19 protein-coding genes are annotated in these 15,554 nt (G+C 56.0%); 14 read left to right on the top strand and 5 right to left on the bottom strand.

Going from position 1 to position 15,554, the window contains the following annotated elements; genetic code table 11:
• Nucleotides 1-27 precede the first annotated feature (27 nt).
• The gene (gene aceE, locus ACMTNU_RS02440) at nucleotides 28-2,709 is read right to left on the bottom strand and encodes a pyruvate dehydrogenase (acetyl-transferring), homodimeric type (protein WP_413933609.1); all 2,682 of its coding nucleotides are present in this window, start codon (nucleotides 2,707-2,709) and stop codon (nucleotides 28-30) included.
• Between the two features lie 585 nt (nucleotides 2,710-3,294).
• Between aceE and ACMTNU_RS02435 the strand changes: the two genes are divergently transcribed.
• The 4 genes from ACMTNU_RS02435 to ACMTNU_RS02420 all read left to right on the top strand — a co-directional run bounded on the left by ACMTNU_RS02435 (nucleotide 3,295) and on the right by ACMTNU_RS02420 (nucleotide 6,035).
• Entirely contained in the window at nucleotides 3,295-4,068 is a 774-nt protein-coding gene (locus ACMTNU_RS02435) for a carboxypeptidase regulatory-like domain-containing protein (protein WP_413933608.1), read from the top strand.
• A 384-nt stretch (nucleotides 4,069-4,452) separates the two neighbouring features.
• Nucleotides 4,453-5,268 (top strand): CbbQ/NirQ/NorQ/GpvN family protein, encoded by an 816-nt coding sequence (locus ACMTNU_RS02430; protein WP_413933607.1) that lies wholly within the window; start codon nucleotides 4,453-4,455, stop codon nucleotides 5,266-5,268.
• A 12-nt stretch (nucleotides 5,269-5,280) separates the two neighbouring features.
• On the top strand, nucleotides 5,281-5,604 hold the full coding sequence (locus ACMTNU_RS02425; protein WP_413933606.1) for a DUF167 domain-containing protein: 324 nt from the start codon (nucleotides 5,281-5,283) through the stop codon (nucleotides 5,602-5,604).
• Entirely contained in the window at nucleotides 5,601-6,035 is a 435-nt protein-coding gene (locus ACMTNU_RS02420; protein WP_413933605.1) for a hypothetical protein, read from the top strand. The genes ACMTNU_RS02425 and ACMTNU_RS02420 overlap by 4 nt, the downstream gene beginning before the upstream one ends.
• Nucleotides 6,036-6,122: 87 nt before the next feature.
• On the opposite strand, the gene ACMTNU_RS02415 is transcribed toward ACMTNU_RS02420, so the two are convergent.
• Nucleotides 6,123-6,883, bottom strand: a protein-coding gene (locus tag ACMTNU_RS02415; RefSeq protein ID WP_413933253.1) for an IS5 family transposase whose coding sequence is annotated in 2 segments (ribosomal slippage) — nucleotides 6,123-6,553 and nucleotides 6,553-6,883 — 762 coding nt in all. Because the reading frame shifts where the segments join, the coding sequence is not laid out codon by codon here.
• Nucleotides 6,884-7,246: 363 nt separating this feature from the next.
• Between ACMTNU_RS02415 and ACMTNU_RS02410 the strand changes: the two genes are divergently transcribed.
• Nucleotides 7,247-7,681, top strand: coding sequence for a hypothetical protein (locus ACMTNU_RS02410; protein WP_413933604.1), 435 nt, complete (start codon nucleotides 7,247-7,249; stop codon nucleotides 7,679-7,681).
• Between the two features lie 21 nt (nucleotides 7,682-7,702).
• Here ACMTNU_RS02410 and ACMTNU_RS02405 read toward each other — a convergent pair whose 3' ends face one another.
• On the bottom strand, nucleotides 7,703-8,191 hold the full coding sequence (locus tag ACMTNU_RS02405; RefSeq protein ID WP_413933603.1) for a hypothetical protein: 489 nt from the start codon (nucleotides 8,189-8,191) through the stop codon (nucleotides 7,703-7,705).
• A 305-nt stretch (nucleotides 8,192-8,496) separates the two neighbouring features.
• Here ACMTNU_RS02405 and ACMTNU_RS02400 point away from each other — a divergent pair, with 305 nt between their 5' ends.
• Nucleotides 8,497-9,354, top strand: a complete 858-nt coding sequence (locus ACMTNU_RS02400) for an NmrA family NAD(P)-binding protein (protein WP_413933602.1) — start codon at nucleotides 8,497-8,499, stop codon at nucleotides 9,352-9,354.
• An 88-nt stretch (nucleotides 9,355-9,442) separates the two neighbouring features.
• Here the strand turns inward: ACMTNU_RS02400 and ACMTNU_RS02395 are convergent, their stop codons facing one another.
• A complete protein-coding gene (locus tag ACMTNU_RS02395) occupies nucleotides 9,443-9,604 on the bottom strand; it encodes a hypothetical protein (RefSeq protein ID WP_413933601.1) in 162 nt (53 codons plus the stop codon).
• Between ACMTNU_RS02395 and ACMTNU_RS02390 the strand changes: the two genes are divergently transcribed.
• From ACMTNU_RS02390 to ACMTNU_RS02360, 7 genes are all read left to right on the top strand, one after another.
• The gene (locus ACMTNU_RS02390; protein WP_413933600.1) at nucleotides 9,603-10,487 is read left to right on the top strand and encodes a pirin family protein; all 885 of its coding nucleotides are present in this window, start codon (nucleotides 9,603-9,605) and stop codon (nucleotides 10,485-10,487) included. The two genes, ACMTNU_RS02395 and ACMTNU_RS02390, sit on opposite strands and share 2 nt — an antisense overlap.
• A 66-nt stretch (nucleotides 10,488-10,553) precedes the next feature.
• A complete protein-coding gene (locus tag ACMTNU_RS02385; RefSeq protein ID WP_413933599.1) occupies nucleotides 10,554-11,228 on the top strand; it encodes a DsbA family oxidoreductase in 675 nt (224 codons plus the stop codon).
• Complete coding sequence (locus ACMTNU_RS02380; protein ID WP_413933598.1) at nucleotides 11,228-11,662, top strand: VOC family protein; 435 nt, start codon at nucleotides 11,228-11,230, stop codon at nucleotides 11,660-11,662. The genes ACMTNU_RS02385 and ACMTNU_RS02380 overlap by 1 nt, the downstream gene beginning before the upstream one ends.
• Nucleotides 11,659-12,030 (top strand): SnoaL-like domain-containing protein, encoded by a 372-nt coding sequence (locus tag ACMTNU_RS02375; protein ID WP_413933597.1) that lies wholly within the window; start codon nucleotides 11,659-11,661, stop codon nucleotides 12,028-12,030. Before ACMTNU_RS02380 ends, ACMTNU_RS02375 begins: the two co-directional genes overlap by 4 nt.
• A 17-nt stretch (nucleotides 12,031-12,047) precedes the next feature.
• A complete protein-coding gene (locus tag ACMTNU_RS02370) occupies nucleotides 12,048-12,473 on the top strand; it encodes a hypothetical protein (protein WP_413933596.1) in 426 nt (141 codons plus the stop codon).
• Nucleotides 12,474-12,478: 5 nt separating this feature from the next.
• The gene (locus tag ACMTNU_RS02365; RefSeq protein WP_413933595.1) at nucleotides 12,479-12,925 is read left to right on the top strand and encodes a VOC family protein; all 447 of its coding nucleotides are present in this window, start codon (nucleotides 12,479-12,481) and stop codon (nucleotides 12,923-12,925) included.
• 96 nt (nucleotides 12,926-13,021) lie between these two features.
• Nucleotides 13,022-13,363, top strand: a complete 342-nt coding sequence (locus ACMTNU_RS02360; RefSeq protein WP_413933594.1) for a hypothetical protein — start codon at nucleotides 13,022-13,024, stop codon at nucleotides 13,361-13,363.
• A 20-nt stretch (nucleotides 13,364-13,383) separates the two neighbouring features.
• Here the strand turns inward: ACMTNU_RS02360 and ACMTNU_RS02355 are convergent, their stop codons facing one another.
• A complete protein-coding gene (locus ACMTNU_RS02355) occupies nucleotides 13,384-15,105 on the bottom strand; it encodes a cation:proton antiporter (RefSeq protein ID WP_413933593.1) in 1,722 nt (573 codons plus the stop codon).
• A gap of 199 nt (nucleotides 15,106-15,304) precedes the next feature.
• Between ACMTNU_RS02355 and ACMTNU_RS02350 the strand changes: the two genes are divergently transcribed.
• Nucleotides 15,305-15,541 carry a CDGSH iron-sulfur domain-containing protein gene (locus ACMTNU_RS02350; protein ID WP_413933592.1) on the top strand — a complete coding sequence of 79 codons (237 nt, stop codon included), beginning with the start codon at nucleotides 15,305-15,307 and terminating at the stop codon, nucleotides 15,539-15,541.
• The last annotated feature ends 13 nt before the right edge of the window (nucleotides 15,542-15,554 follow it).

The raw sequence follows: 15,554 nt of genomic DNA, 5'->3' as shown, positions 1-15,554 counted from the left end.
CAATCGTTCTTAGTGCGTCAGCCTTGCTTACCGGAGCCAAGGAGCCTCTCCATCGGTCGAAACCTCGAGATCCCGTGCAGCCTGCATGATCAGGTGTGCCGACACGGCTCCCCGACGAAATAGGGCGTAGAGTGTCGCCACGACTAAATGTTCTGCGTCGACTTCGAAGAAGCGCCGCAACGCCTGACGGGTATCGCTCCTGCCAAATCCATCCGTTCCCAGGGTGAGGAGGCCACCGGGAATCCAGGGCGCGATCTGCTGGGGGACCAAGCGCACATAGTCGCTGACAGCCACGCAAGGGCCATCGAACCGCTCAACGGTCCGTTGCAGGTAGCTTATGCGGGGTACGTCTTCTGGGTGCAGCAGATTCCACCGCTCGGTCTCGAGTGTGCTCATTCGCAGCTGCTTGTAGCTCGTCACGCTCCACACATCGGCGGCTACTCCGTAGCCCTGCAGGAGGCTCTGTGCACGTAGGGCTTCATTCACCAGCGGACCGCTTGCGAGGAGATGTGCACGGTGCTTGGCACGATCCGGTGCGACTCTCAAGCGATACAGACCCTCGCGGATGCCTTCTTCCGCATTCGGCGGCATCACCGGCATCTGGTAGGATTCGTTGTACAGAGTGATGTAATAGGAAAGGCTCTGTTGATCCTGGTACATCCTCTTGAGTCCGTCTTGAAGAATGACCGCCAGCTCAAACATGAAGGCCGGATCGTAGGCCGCAATCGTCGGGTAGGCACTGGCGAGTAGATGACTCTGCCCGTCCTGGTGCTGTAAGCCTTCCCCCTCCAATGTCGTGCGTCCGGCAGTGGCGCCCAGTACGAACCCTCGAGTGCGCATGTCGCAGGCCGCCCAGAGCAAGTCGCCGATCCGTTGAAACCCGAACATCGAGTAGAGGATATAGAACGGAATCATATTGATTCCGTGTGTCGCGTAAGCGGTCCCACCCGCGATGTACGAAGACATGGCACCTGCTTCCGTAATGCCTTCTTCCAGAATTTGCCCGTTTTTGGATTCGAAATAGTACAACAGTGAGCTTTTGTCGACCGGCTCATACAGTTGGCCGACGTGCGAGTAGATGCCGTATTGCCGGAAGAGTGCCTCAAGGCCGAATGTGCGTGCTTCGTCGGGAATGATCGGGACGAGATATTTCCCAAAATCCTTCATGCCGAGCAGGCGGCTTAGCATTCGGGCGAACCCCATGGTGGTGGAAACCAAACGCTCTCCCGATCCTTCAAGAAACTCCTTAAACTGGTCGAGCGCCGGCGTCTTGAGCGATTCGACATTGACGCGCCGCTCCGGAATGGGACCGCCCATCGCCTTGATGCGTTCGGCGAGGTATGCGGCCTCGGGGCTGTCGGCTGGCGGTCTGTAGAACGGGGTCGACGTCAGTTCCGAGTCCGGCACCGGCACGCTGAATCTCGTGCGAAATTCCCGTAACTCCTGTTCGTTCATTTTCTTCTGTTGATGGGTGATGTTGCGTCCTTCGCCGGCTTCGCCAAGACCGTAGCCCTTGATCGTTTTTGCCAGAATCACGGTGGGTTGTCCGTTGTGCTGCACGGCGGCTTCGTAGGCAGCGTAGAGTTTTCGCGGATCATGCCCGCCTCGTAGCATTTTGTGGATCTGTTCGTCGGAATAGTGTTCCACTAGTTTGAGCAGTCGCGGATCGGCACCGAAGAAATGCTCCCGCGCGAAGGCGCCGCCATCCACCACATACTTTTGATACCAACCATCCACCACTTCGCCCATCCGCTTGACCAGGAGGCCTTCTTCATCCTTCGCGAGCAGCGGGTCCCAATCGCTGCCCCAGATTACCTTGATGACGCGCCAGCCAGCGCCGAGGAAGATCGCTTCCAACTCCTGAATGATTTTGCCGTTGCCACGTATAGGACCATCGAGGCGTTGTAGATTACAATTGACGACCCAGATGAGATTGTCGAGCCGTTCCCGTGAGGCGAGTGAGAGGGCGCCGAGACTTTCCGGTTCGTCGGTTTCACCGTCGCCGACGAACGCCCAGACTCGTTGTTGACTCGTGTCTTTAAGACTTCGATCGTGTAGGTAACGGTTGAAGCGTGCTTGGTAAATCGACAGGATCGGCCCCAAGCCCATCGAGACGGTCGGAAACTCCCAGTAGTCAGGGAGTAACCAAGGGTGTGGATAGGAGGACAAGCCGCCCCCCTTGGGGTCGAGTTCGGCACGGAAGTGGTAGAGCGCTTCCTCGTGGAGGCGTCCCTCGACGAAGCTACGCGCATAGATCCCTGGCGCAGCGTGGCCCTGGAAGTAGACATGGTCGCCGCCCTGGGGTCCTGCTTTGCCCCGTAAAAAATGGTGTAACGCGACTTCATAGAGGGTGGCGGCTGAGGCAAAGGTCGAAATATGTCCGCCGATGCCAGGACGCTGCTGGTTGGCCTTGACGACCATCGCCATGGCATTCCAGCGGACTAGGCTGCGAATTCGGCGTTCTAGTTCGAGGTTACCTGGGTAGGGCGGCTGTTGAGAGGCTGGAATCGTGTTAATGTACGGAGTGTTGACCGATTGGGCGACCTGGGCGCCACGTTCGCCCAACCGGTCGCGGAGTCGTTCGAACAAATAGGTGGCCCGCTCGACGCCGTGTCGCTCGAGTACGTACTCGAGCGAGTCCAACCATTCGCCCGTTTCCTGTGGATCAGAATCGCCTTCTGATCGAGCTATTCGATGCTCGTCCCTCATGCCTTGGTCCTTGGTGAGTCAGGTTTTGCTCTTGTCAGGACTGCCCGACACATCTCCTTCGTGTGTGTGGGTGATGATTCATCAGCAGGTTCATGTTCTCTCGATTCCGTTGTTTTTTTGTGACGCACCACACGTTGTCGTACGGCGCCCCCGGGAAGTATCTGCCGCAGCATTCATCCTGGTTGCAAGTGGTGATGCCGGACTTCACTATCACGCGGGACGAAACCTCGACCATCACCGTGCAAAGTTTGCATGTTTCTCATCTACTTGGAGTCTTGCATGTTCTCCTCCTGTCACAGTTCTATACTAAGGCATTGAAAAAATCAGTAGATGTCGTGTCAGCTTCATCAGGCATACGAGTTGCTTCTGAAATTTTGTGAGGCAGGAGGATCACCTCACCATCGGTCGTTTAGGTAATCGGTGCAGCCGTTGCGATTGCTCTAAGGCCTTGGGATGACAGTCCACCCCGACACTTGTTTGGTGAGTACCCAAAATCCAGCGGTCTCCGCTCAAGCTGATCAGTCATTCGGATAGAGCCGATCCGGCGGTAACTGTGCGACAGCAATTATAAAATCGGAGGGGAGTATGAAAACAGCGACATGGACAGGACTGTGGATGATGATCTGTGTATCAGCTCTGCTGAGCCTTGGATGGTTGGAAAACGCCGAGGCCTATGAGTCCGGAACCGTGACTGATGGCGCGATCGTGCGGGGGAAGGTCACGTTCAAGGGCTCGGTACCGGAGCCAAAAGAATTCAAACTGCACCGCTACCCAGACCGTGCATTTTGTGGGGAGCTGTCAGATGGAAACGGACATCGCCTTCTGAAAGAAGTTACTGTTAGTCAGGAGGGCGGCCTTAAAGATGTGGTGATCGTTATTGAGGACATTCAAAAAGGCAAGCCGTTTACCTTCACCGATGCTGAAGTCGAAGCAACGATGTGCCAGTTTTTGCCATTCGTGACCGTGGTCAGCGACAAGCGTCGAGTTACCGTGGTCAATCGAGATCCGGTGGCCCATGACATTCAGGGGTATGCCTACGACCTTGCAGGAGTCGATATCGTCCTCCATCGCCCTGCACTGAACTCGAGCGGGACGACTGATATCGTTCAGTTGGTGAAAGGGCGAAAAGTGTTCACCATGCAGTGCGGCATGCATCCGTACATGCAGAATTGGGGGTATGCGATCGACAATCCTTACTACGCCGTAACGGACAGTAATGGCTCGTTTGCCCTGGCCGACCTCCCTGCCGGCACGTACCAGATCAAGGCGTGGCATCCGATTGTAGGAACGCAGGTGCAGAAGATCACAGTCAAGCCCAACGAGACGGTATCGCTGGATCTGTTGTTTGATGGCAAGTGATACGCCGGCAAGATGTGCCATCATGGAGCTATATCTATGATGGCCCCGATGGCGACTTGAGAGGCCCACCTGGCGTTCTTGATTTTGTGCAGGTTGGAAGGTTTCCAGCATGTCTGGGAGGTTCGCAAGTAGGTTCTACGGGGCAGTCCTCTCCAGATGATGATGTATGCTGCCCTTCACGTGCCGCGATGTGGATACCTCCCTCGCAGAATGCAAGGAAGAGGGAGTCAAAGCCTATGTCATCTTCATTCTTTTTCGCATTTGAACGCAATATCATCCCTCCTCACTTGATCTTGGCACTTTGTTCCGTTTATCGTGATGCGTCATTGACCGGCTGTAATTGGCTGATTTCAGGTCGTCATCTGTACCAAGGGTAGTGGAGTCATGCAACAAGCACGTGAAATCGACATAGCGCAGTATCGAGTCCCACAGGAGCCCTTTTATGCCGAGGTCTCTGGGGAGGTCGGGCTGTTCACCATCGCCGCTGAGCGAAAACTGCCGGTGATGCTCAAGGGGCCGACCGGCTGCGGGAAGACCCGGTTTGTGCAATACATGGCCTACAAGCTCGGTCGACCGCTGATCACGGTTGCCTGTCATGAAGATCTGACGGCCTCAGACTTAGTTGGCCGGTATCTCCTCAAGGGACAGGAGACGGTCTGGATGGACGGGCCGTTGACGGTCGGAGTGAAATACGGAGCCATCGTGTATCTCGATGAGGTGGTTGAAGCCAGGAAGGATACGACCGTCATCATCCATCCACTCAGTGATGATCGTCGCGTGCTCCCGATTGAGAAGAAGGGGCAGATCGTGGAGGCTGCCGACGAGTTTATGCTGGTGATCTCCTACAACCCCGGATACCAAAGTGTGCTCAAAGACCTGAAGCAAAGCACGAAGCAGCGTTTCATGGCGATCGAATTTGATTATCCCGCTCCGGACATCGAATCGCGAGTGATTCAACGTGAAGCGGAAGTGGAACCAATGATTGCGGCAAATTTGGTCAAGCTCGGCCAAAAAGTCCGCAATCTCAGAAACCACGGTTTGGAAGAAGGCGTCAGCACCAGACTCTTGATCTATGCCGGGACGTTGATCAAGCAGGGCGTTCCAGCCGCGAGAGCGTGTGATGTGGCCATTGCCCGTCCGATTACCGATGATGCGGATATGCAGCGGGCGATTCTCGAACTCGTCAAAGCCATCTTCTGAATCCGTTATCTCATGGGGACCTCCTGCCTGGCACGAGACAGTGAGCGCGGCGTGCTCCTGACCGTGCATGTTCAGCCTAACGCGGCACGAACGGAATGTGTCGGAGTACACGGAGATGCAATCAAGATCCGTGTCGCCGCTCGCCCGATTCAGGGTGCCGCCAATGAAGAGCTGATCCGCTTTATCGCCAACCGGTGTTCCCTCACTCGAGCACAGATTCAGATTCAAGGAGGAGCGGAGACTCGACGCAAGCGATTGTGTGTCCGGGGAGTCACCGCAGAGGTATTGGTGGCTCGCTTGCTGCCACAAGACTCGAAAGGAGCGGTGAAACAATGAAGGGGATGACGCTGAGTGCCGTCTTCGTCGCGCTGACGCTTTCGGCTTGTTCCGGTGCACGTCCGGTGCTGTATCCAAACGAGCATTTGGAATCAGTGGGAAAAGAGGTGGCAGAACAGGACATCGAGACCTGCAAACAGTTGGCGGAATCTGCCGGAGCGGAGGAAGGCAGTGGCAAAGCAGGGCGTGTGGCGACGAATACGGCTGTTGGTGCCGGCGCGGGCGCGGCGAGTGGAGCCTTGGGCGCAGTGATTTCCGGTGCGTCGGCCGGTCTGGGCTCAATGGTTGGCGCAGCCAGCGGAGCGGTTTGGGGGCTCTTAACCGGCCTCTTTCATGCTTTTGCCGGTCCTTCACAGCCCAGCCAGGCTTACACCGGCTTCGTTAATCGCTGCTTGCAAGAGAAGGGGTATGACGTGACAGGATGGCAGTGAGGGGGGAGAGGCCACCTACAGGAGAAGTTCCTGGGCTCGCGCATCGCGCACACGAGATGTCATCGGAATTGAGACTAGGCTCAGGACTCATTCTTTCAGATAGAAGATGACGGTGGCTGCGAGACAGATGGCTGAGAAAAAGGTGTGGGCACAGCGATCATACCGCATGGCAATCCGACGCCAATCCTTGATCCGCCCGAACATGATCTCGATGTTGTGGCGTTGTTTGTAGAGGGTTTTGTTGTAGCGACGCCGTGTCGTTCGGTTGTTCCGTGGCGGAATGCAGGGTGTGACGCCCTGCTTCCGGAGGGCGGCGATGAACCAATCGGCATCATAACCGCGGTCGGCGATCAGGTATGTGGCATTGGAAAGACTGGGCAGCAGGCATCTCGCGCCGGTGTCATCACTGGTGTGCCCTGCGGTCAGCAACAGGTGCACCGGCTTGCCCACATCGTCGCACACCGCATGGAGCTTCGAATTCAGGCCCCCTTTCGTGCGGCCAATACAGCGAGAGCCTGCCCCTTTTTGAGCAGGCTGGCCGCCGTGCGATGGGCCTTCAGATGAGTCGCATCGATCATCAAGCCGTCTCTGGGCCCGGGCTGCCGCGCCAACTCGCGAAAGATCTTGTTGAAGATCCCGGCCCGGCTCCAGCGCACAAACCGGTTGTAGAGCGTCTTGTACGGCCCATACGCCTTTGGAGCATCCTTCCATTGAAGACCGTACCGGATCACAGAGATGATCCCGCTGATCACCCGCCGATCATCCACGCGCGGGATACCGTGCGGGACAGGGAGATAGGGCTTGATCCGGTTCAACTGCTGCGTGGTTAACAGAAACACGTCACTCATGGCCACCTCCGACCTGAGTGAAGCACAGCTGATTGGCGGAGGGAACCCTAAACTTAATGAGTCCTGAGCCTAAGGGCGGTGCTCGATGCATGCGCGCAGGAGGAACTCCTCCCGTAAGTGGCCAGAGGGATGGGGTGAAAGAGTAAGGAGAGGAATGGATGCGCGCAATGGAAACAACCTCAACGTCCAGCCAAGAATGAGTGGTAAAAGAAGTGCTCGGACAATGCGCGCAGTTGGGTGTCCACGTATCTGGTCTGCAGGGAAGGGATGATGAGAGAACTGTGTACAATTGAAATAATCTCGACATTTCCTCGGAAGGGTGAGAAGTGATGAAAGGGGAGCTGACCCTTCGGAGGGACTGTCGTGGCCAATCGATCCTTGCAGCGACTGATCAGCATGCTGCTGCTCCTCGCAGTTTCGGCCTGCACCGGACCGCAGCCAACGTTACGTTCTAACAAACAACTCCATATGCACGGCAGGCAGGTGGCTCAGCAGGAGATTGCCTCCTGTCAGCAGCGAGCTGAACAGTCCGGACTGCGGCATGGGACTAACCAAAGTACCAATGCGGCAACCGGAGCGGTGTTGGGTCTCACGTTGGGTGGCGCGGTCGGCGCATCGGCTGGGGTAGTCGGAGGATTGCCTGGAATTGCGATTGGAGCCGCCGCTGGTAGCGGGTTAGGCTTCATCGTTGGACTCCTCGGTGGAACATTCAAACCACTGGAACCGGATTCTCCCTACGCTGACGCGGTGACGAAGTGTCTGAAGGACAAAGGGTACGAAGTCAGAGGCTGGGAGTAACAGTCCGCTACGGCAAGGCATTCAGTATCGTACACGGTCCAGGAACCGCACCGTCGTTTCCACTACTGCTTCTCGGGACTCCGGATTCTTCGTCACCATAATCTGTACAAGCAGATCAATCTGTTCTCCGACCTTGACCATCGGCGCTTTCAGGGCGCTCAAATTTTTCCCACAGGCTCCTTGATCGATCACCTCAATCTGCCCACTGTTGTCTTCAACGGTCAGCACTGTTCGTTCGTGAGCCGCTCCACAGATCATCCGATTCGTCACGATTTCCGTCTGCATCGCCGTGATGGTACCGGTCAGCCTGACATCTCTCATCTGGTAGCGATCCGGGTATGCTAGCAGCGTGCTGATGGAAACCTGTTCGTATGAGAAGCGGGGAGTTCCCAATGGTCCAACACGAGATGATCGGGGGAGATCGTCTGATGCCTTTGCAGGGTATAGGAAAGACATCCATGGCATCGTCGCAAGGATTGATAGACAGGTCAGCATACGAATTACTGCCATGACTTCCTCCTCGTCAAGCGTAGCAGAGGATCGAGATATCAGCGCCGACCATTCGGCACCGTGCCGTTCGGCCGACACCAGACAGAGAGGACTCGTCTCCTTCCCGGTGACATCAAGCCCACGAATCTCTACACATTCCAACAAGATAGAGAGTGTCGTGCTGGAGTGAGCCAGCTGGAATGCAAGTTGCGAATTGGTAGAGGGGTGATAGTGACGTGAAGTGGTTTACCAGCTCTGACACCGGTACCATCATGCAGCTCTAAATGTTGGTCATTGTGAGGTTCAGGAAACAAGGGAGGGGCATCATGTTTGTGGTCGTAGGGGCAACAGGCAATACGGGATCCGCGGTGGTGGAAACATTGCTCAATAAGAAGCAGGTAGTGCGGATTGTCGTCCGCTCGGCTGACAAGGGCGTCGCGTGGAAGACGAAAGGTGCTGATGTTGCTGTGGCATCTCTGGACGATGTCTCGGCTCTTGCACAGGCCTTTGCTGGTGCGACGGGCGTCTATCTTATGGTGCCCCCGAACTATGGGGCGGCGGCCTGGTTGTCGGATCAACAATTCCGCATGGATCGAGCAGCCGAGGCGGTCAAGAAAAGTGAGGTTGGCCATGTCGTGTATCTCTCTTCCGTTGGTGGGCAGTTGGCGAGTGGGACAGGCCCCATCAGAGCGGTGCATTACGGTGAAGGAAAACTCGAAGGCGCCACGAAGCATCTCACCATTCTGCGCCCTCCCTACTTTATGGAGAATTGGGCGCCGGTCATCGGAGCGGCAAAGGCCCAGGGGGGCTTACCGACGTTCATTGCTCCTCAAGCCAAGATTCCGATGATTTCGACAAAAGATATCGGTCGAATTGCAGCGGAGCAGCTCATCGCCGGTGGACGAGGGAAACAAGTCGTGGAGCTGGCTGGTCCAGCAGAATATAGCCCCACTGATGTGGCCGTCGTGCTGGGTCAGCTGTTGGGCAAGCCGGTCACGGCGCAACAGGCACCTCTGACCGCTGTGGTGCCGACGTTCAAGTCGTTTGGGTTTTCTGATGAGGCGGCGAAATTATTTGAAGAAATGTATACGGCCTTCTCGAAGGGCGAGATTGGGTATGAATTTCCAAATAAGCTGATGCGGGGCACCGTCACGTTGTCTGAAGCGCTGCGGGGGATGGTGTAGCCCGAAGTCCTCATGTGAACTCGTGAGGAAACTGTCTGGGCCGTGTATCTTGTGAAGCGCCTTGGCCAGGGGTTTCAGGTTTCGCGTCTCAGGCTTCACCTTGTCCGAGAACTTGGAACGTGAAGCTTTGGACATGGACCTTGAACTCAAGATCGAAGGGCACACGACGAGTGACGAATACGGTCGTGGTGCCGACTCGGTACGTGCGGAAGATACGTGCATGAGTGATGCGGAGCAAGGAGGGCATCATGACAACTAATACGCTGGTTCCTAAAGAGGTGCTCGGAGTCTATCGCCCAGGATCAGCTCATATGGTCGGAGATGGATTTCCTGTACGTAATCTCTTCCCAAGCAACGAGCTGGACCAGGCTGTCGATCCGTTTCTCTTGTTGGACTATGCGGGGCCACAGGCGTTTGAGCCGACCGAGCATCCCCGCGGTGTCGGTGAGCACCCGCATCGAGGATTTGAAACGGTGACGATCATGTACCAGGGAGCCGTGGCCCATCGCGATTCTGCCGGCAATGCGGGGGTGATCGGGCCGGGTGATGTCCAATGGATGACGGCAGCCTCCGGCGTCGTGCATGAAGAGCTGCATGAGGCCGATTGGACAAAGAAGGGTGGGACCTTTCAGGCGATCCAACTCTGGGTGAACTTACCGCGGTCCAGAAAAATGTCGGCGCCGGGCTACCAGACCATTCTGAATGCCCAGATTCCCAACGTGGAGTTAGTCGGCGGAGCAGGTCATCTCCGTGTGATCGCCGGCAGATTCCAGGGGCATAAGGGGCTGGCCCGCACGGTGACGCCTATCGAGCTCTATGATCTGACCTTGAGAGCCGGCGGACGTGCGGAGCTTTCGTTCTCGGATGGGCATAACACGGCTCTTTTCGTGCTGCAGGGCCTGGTGTCGGCAAACGGCTCGAGCGATGCCGGAGAGGCGGAGTTGATTGTGTGCAAGCGGCACGGGGCGTCGGTGGTCATCGAAGCCCGTGAAGACAGCCGACTATTGATCTTGAGCGGTCAACCGATCGGGGAGCCGATCGCGCGCTATGGTCCGTTTGTCATGAATACCAAACTTGAACTTGTCCAGGCGGTCGAGGATTACAAGGCGGGCAAGATGGGACATCTGTCATGAACGCGTCACTCGTGAAATGTGAAGCGTATCTCGTTGGAGAGGAAATACAGAGAGGGATGGATAAGAATGAGTGACCAAGCCAGAGCACTCTACATCGACGTCTACTCGGATGTGATCTGCCCATGGTGCTATGTGGGGAAACGACGGCTTGAGCGGGCGCTCAACGGATGGAATGGCTCTGTGCCCGTGAAGATTTCCTGGAAGCCGTTTCAATTGAATCCGGCGATGCCGAAGAGCGGGATGGATCGGCGACAGTACCTTGATGCGAAGTTCGGTGGCCCTGAGGCAGCTCAATCGATCTATGACCACGTTGCGGCAGCAGGAACTGCAGAACGCATCCCATTCGCATTTGATCGGATTGCGCGTACGCCCAATACCTTTGCCGCACATCGCCTCATCTGGCTGGCAGGGCATCAGGGTAAGCAGGATGAGATGGTTGAGATGCTCTTTCGACGCTATTTTGTCGAGAGTAGCGATATTGGAAACGTCGAGACACTCGCTCAAGCTGCAGCCGATGTAGGGCTTGATCGAACAGCAATTGAGGCATTTCTGGCTGGCGATGAGGGGGGCAACGAGGTACAGGCGGAAGAAGCCGCAGGTCGTCGTTTGGGGATTCGAGCGGTTCCCTATTTCGTGATCAACGGAACCTCTGTGCTCTCTGGGGCACAACCTCCTGAGGAGTTCTTAGCTGCTTTCAGGGAGATCGAAGTCGGCTCGGTGGTCGGAAAGGCAGGTGCGTAATGGCTGTTCAAGTCTATGGCTGTAACCACGTCGTGATCGAAGTGACAGATGCGAGGAAGGCGGCGAAGTTCTATCAAGATGTGTTCGGCCTGAAGATGCTGCGCGGCGGGGAAGGCGCGGTCTGGTGCAAGCTGGGTGAGCATCAATTTCTGGCGATTTTTGAAATCGAGACCTTGCAGCCGGATCGCACCAAACACTTTGGGCTGATGGTCCGCGATGCTCAGCAGATCAAAGAGGTTCGACGGAAGTTGACGAGAAAATACAAATTGAAGCTCCATCCGAATTTCCGTTGCGACTTTCGCGACCCATGGGGCAATCGCATTCAGGTCGGAGATCTGTCCGATGAGTCGCTGGTCTGGCTGTTGCCGTATCAGGAAGTGCAAAAGGCTGGAATAGCTTTTACCCGTAACCCACAACAGGAGAAACGATTATGAGTACGACTGATCTGCAACAGCGGTTGAATAATCTCTTCGATTACATCCGGCAAGGAAAAATCATCGACGCCATGAGCGAGTTTTACGACAAAGACACCGTGATGCAGGACAATGCCAATCCTCCAACCAAAGGGCTCGCGGCGAACATTGAGCGGGAAAAACAGTTCTTGAGCGGCGTGAAAGAGTGGAAAGGATTCACGGTCACGGCCTCGGGTGTCGGCGACAACGTGACCTTCTATGAATCCGCCATGGACTTCATTGCTACGAATGGCCAACCGGTTCATCTTGAACAAGTTTCGGTGGCCACGTGGAGGAACGGCAAGATCGTTCACGAACGGTTCTATTATGATACAGGGAAACAGTCATAAGCGATTAAAAGAGGGGTATGAGTGACATGATGCAGGTACGAAGAAAGCGGGACGCCCCTCTGGATAATCTGTTTACAGGACTGCTTCGTCTACACAAAGCCCTTCTCGATGATGAGCGAGTCGCCTATGAGCGCGTGCACGGACGAATTCCCTCCAACGGTGCGTTTCTGCAACTTGCGTTGAACGATGCCTGGTTCGCCTGGTTGCGCCCGCTCTCTCAATTGATTGCCAGGCTTGATGAACTCAGCGAATCAGATGAAGGGTCGTCTCGCGATGAAATCCCAGAGCTACTCGCGTCTGCCCAGAGGCTTTTGCTGCCGGCCGAAGAGGGCGAGGGGTTTGCTCGACAATACTACGATGCTCTGCAGCGAAGCCCCGATGTTGTGCTCGCGCATGCCGGCGTTAGAGCCTTACTGATACAGTCGCTTCCTTATAAGGGGTGAGTCAAATGAAAGCGCATTATCTTGGCCATGTGGTCTTCTATGTGAACGATCTTCAGCGATCGCTCGGTTTTTATCGAGACCTCTTGGGGTTCAAAGAAGTGGGGCGAATCTTTAACGGGGCTGCCGCTGCACTGACATGCGGACGGACTCATCACGAACTCTTGTTGATTCAGGTCGGTGATGCTCCGGGGCCTCCTCCTGGCCGTCGCCGTGGGCTCTATCATATCGGGATTAAGGTTGGTGACAGCCTCGATGAGCTGCGTCAAGCGAAGCGTGAGGTGGAGCAAGCAGGGATTGTGATCGACGGGATGAGCGATCACACGGTGAGTCAAAGTCTCTATATCAAAGATCCCGACGGGAACGAAGTCGAGCTGTACGTGGATGCGGATGAATCCCTGTGGAAGAACAATCCGGCGGCGGTCGTGTCGCCGATCAAGGCGTTGAAGTTATAGTTTCAGCAGGGGTGCATGCCTACAGCTGGTGGGCAAACTCTGACTTGTGACCGGTTCTTCGGAGAGTAGGATTAATCATCATTTGCTGAGGTGCAAATGATTCGTATTGTCGTAGTCATATCCGTGCTGGTTGGCCTGTTCTCATTAGGGCCTAGCACGATTGGTTGGACGGCTGATGGCAAAAGCAGCAGGCTCACCATTGTAAGCCCAATCCAGGGAGCGGTGATAAAAGGGGATTCCGTCCAAGTGCAATACAAGCTGTCAAAGAGTGCGGATGCGACGCACATCCATTGTTATGTAGACGGTGAATATCAACGGGCGTTTGCCGGTGTGGTCAAAGGACTTACCCGAGGGACGCACGAGATCAAACTTGTGGCGGCAAGTCACAATCATGACTCGCTGGGTGCCGAAGCGGTTGTCACGATCGAAGTGGAGTAATGCATCAGCGTTCTGATTGATTAACTCGATTGACGTTTCGTTCCCATGGACTGCCGGTATTGCTCCACATAATCCAGGATCCGGTCCTTCGGTATCCCGAACCAGCTCAACGAATGTCGGATGAGTGTTGCTGAGGTCTCGACGTCAGGTTGTATCACCTCCGTTACACCAAGGGCACTGAGTCGTTCCGCCTCCGCTGGTCCGTGCGCGCGGGCCAAGATTGGAACTTTGGGACTGAGATCACGCATGCGACCGACGGCGAGTGCCGCGGAGTCAATCTCAGGCAACGCGACAATAATCAGAGATGCGTCTGCCGTTCCGGCTTTCACCAGCAGTTCGCGGTGCGAGGCGTCACCATAGAGGCAGGGAGTGCCCCGACCCTGAAGTCGACGAATGGTGTCCGGGTTTCGGTCGATAACCACATACGGAAGATTAAAGGCTTCCAACGCTTTTCCGAGCGAGTTCCCGACTCGTCCAAATCCACAGACTACGACATGCTGATGGAGTAATTCGCCTTCCGGGGGCCAGGGTGACGTGTCGAGTTGAGCGCGGACCAACCGTTTCCGACCGATCCACCCAGGCACATACCGAACGAGTGCCGCATTGATCAGAATCGTGATGAGCGAGGCGGCAAGCGTCGCGTTGTACAGTTCGCTGCCGATATGACCTGCCGACCGGGCTGTCTGGATAAGGACAAACGAGAATTCACCGACTTGTGTGAGCCCGATCCCCACGAGAATGGCCGTCACCCAGGAATATCCGGACAGCCGCACGATGCCGGCACGGATCAGGAACTTCCCGGCCACAATCAAGCCGATCATCGCGGCAAGGAGCGCAAGGTTCTCAACGATGATTCGTGGGTCGATCAGAATGCCGATCGTGACAAAGAAGAGTGCCACGAACGCATCACGGAGCGAAAGCAGTCGGGCCAACGTTTCGTGCGCATACTCCGACGCGCTGATGATAAGGCCGGCCAGAAAGGCTCCCAACGCGAGGGACAATCCGACCGTCTGCGTGACCGCAGCAGTTCCCAGGCTGATGGCGAGTGTGACGAGAAGGAACAGTTCTTGGTTCTGGGTCCTGGCGACGTGCGTCAAGATGTGAGGAATCACCTTGGCGCCCAGGTAGCCGAGCGGCACTAAAATGAGCACGGCCTTTGCCAAGGCCTGACCGATTAGCAGCAGCCGTCCGGAGTCAAATTCGCCGAGAGCCGGCATCAGTACGGTCATCGCCACGACGGCGACATCCTCGACCAGGACGATGCCGATCATGATCCGTCCATGCACTGAACGAAGTTCTCCACGGTCGACAAGGAGACGGACAAGGACCATGGTGCTCGCGATGGACGTGACGGCTCCGATCACGATGCTTTGCGTGATTGGCCACCCGATCAGAGATCCCATCGCGACGGCCAATCCGATCGACAGCAGAATGCCAAGCAGTCCGCCTGCTAGGGCCACCCATCTCACCCGCGCGAGGTCCTTGATGGAAAATTCGAGCCCGATTGAGAACATCAAGAGAATCACCCCGATATCTGCAAACAACTCGAAGGCGTGAGGTTCTGAGATGGTTGGTCCTGGCGTAAAGGGACCAATAGCGATCCCGCCCAGGACGTAGCCGAGGATGAGCGGTTGCCCGGCCATCCGGGCGAGAGTGCCGCCTGCGACGGCGGCTAGGAATACGATGGCAAGATCTACAAAGAAGACGGGATTGGGTTGCACAGCCACCCCTCTGACACGCACAGGCGCTTCATAAATGACATGAGTCAGGATCAATTTGGAGCAAGGTAAATACCACAAATCGTGGGAACAATGCTGCGCAATGTGTCCCAGAGGAGGGAGTGCTCGAAGGAAACCGTGAAAGAGGACGTGCGAAGTTAGTCCTGAAACGATATACTCAGCCGCGCAAGCCAGCCTCAACCATTTAAAGGGAGGTGCACTCATGGGACAACCACGCATTGCAGCAAAGGAGCCCGACGTACTGACCTTGGAGGCAGGGACCTATTACTGGTGTACCTGTGGACGATCGAGGGACCAGCCGTTTTGCGATGGAGCCCATGAAGGCACTGGGTTCGAGCCTCTGGAATTTACCATCGATGAGACCAAGGAAGTGGCGTTGTGTCAGTGTAAGCACACGAAGACGCCGCCCTATTGCGACGGCACGCACCAGAAGCTGTAAACGCTAAGGCCGG

This window comes from Nitrospira sp. BLG_1 (assembly GCF_047338595.1).
Lineage (GTDB): Bacteria > Nitrospirota > Nitrospiria > Nitrospirales > Nitrospiraceae > Nitrospira_D.
This window is presented reverse-complemented; position numbering and strand designations above follow the sequence as displayed.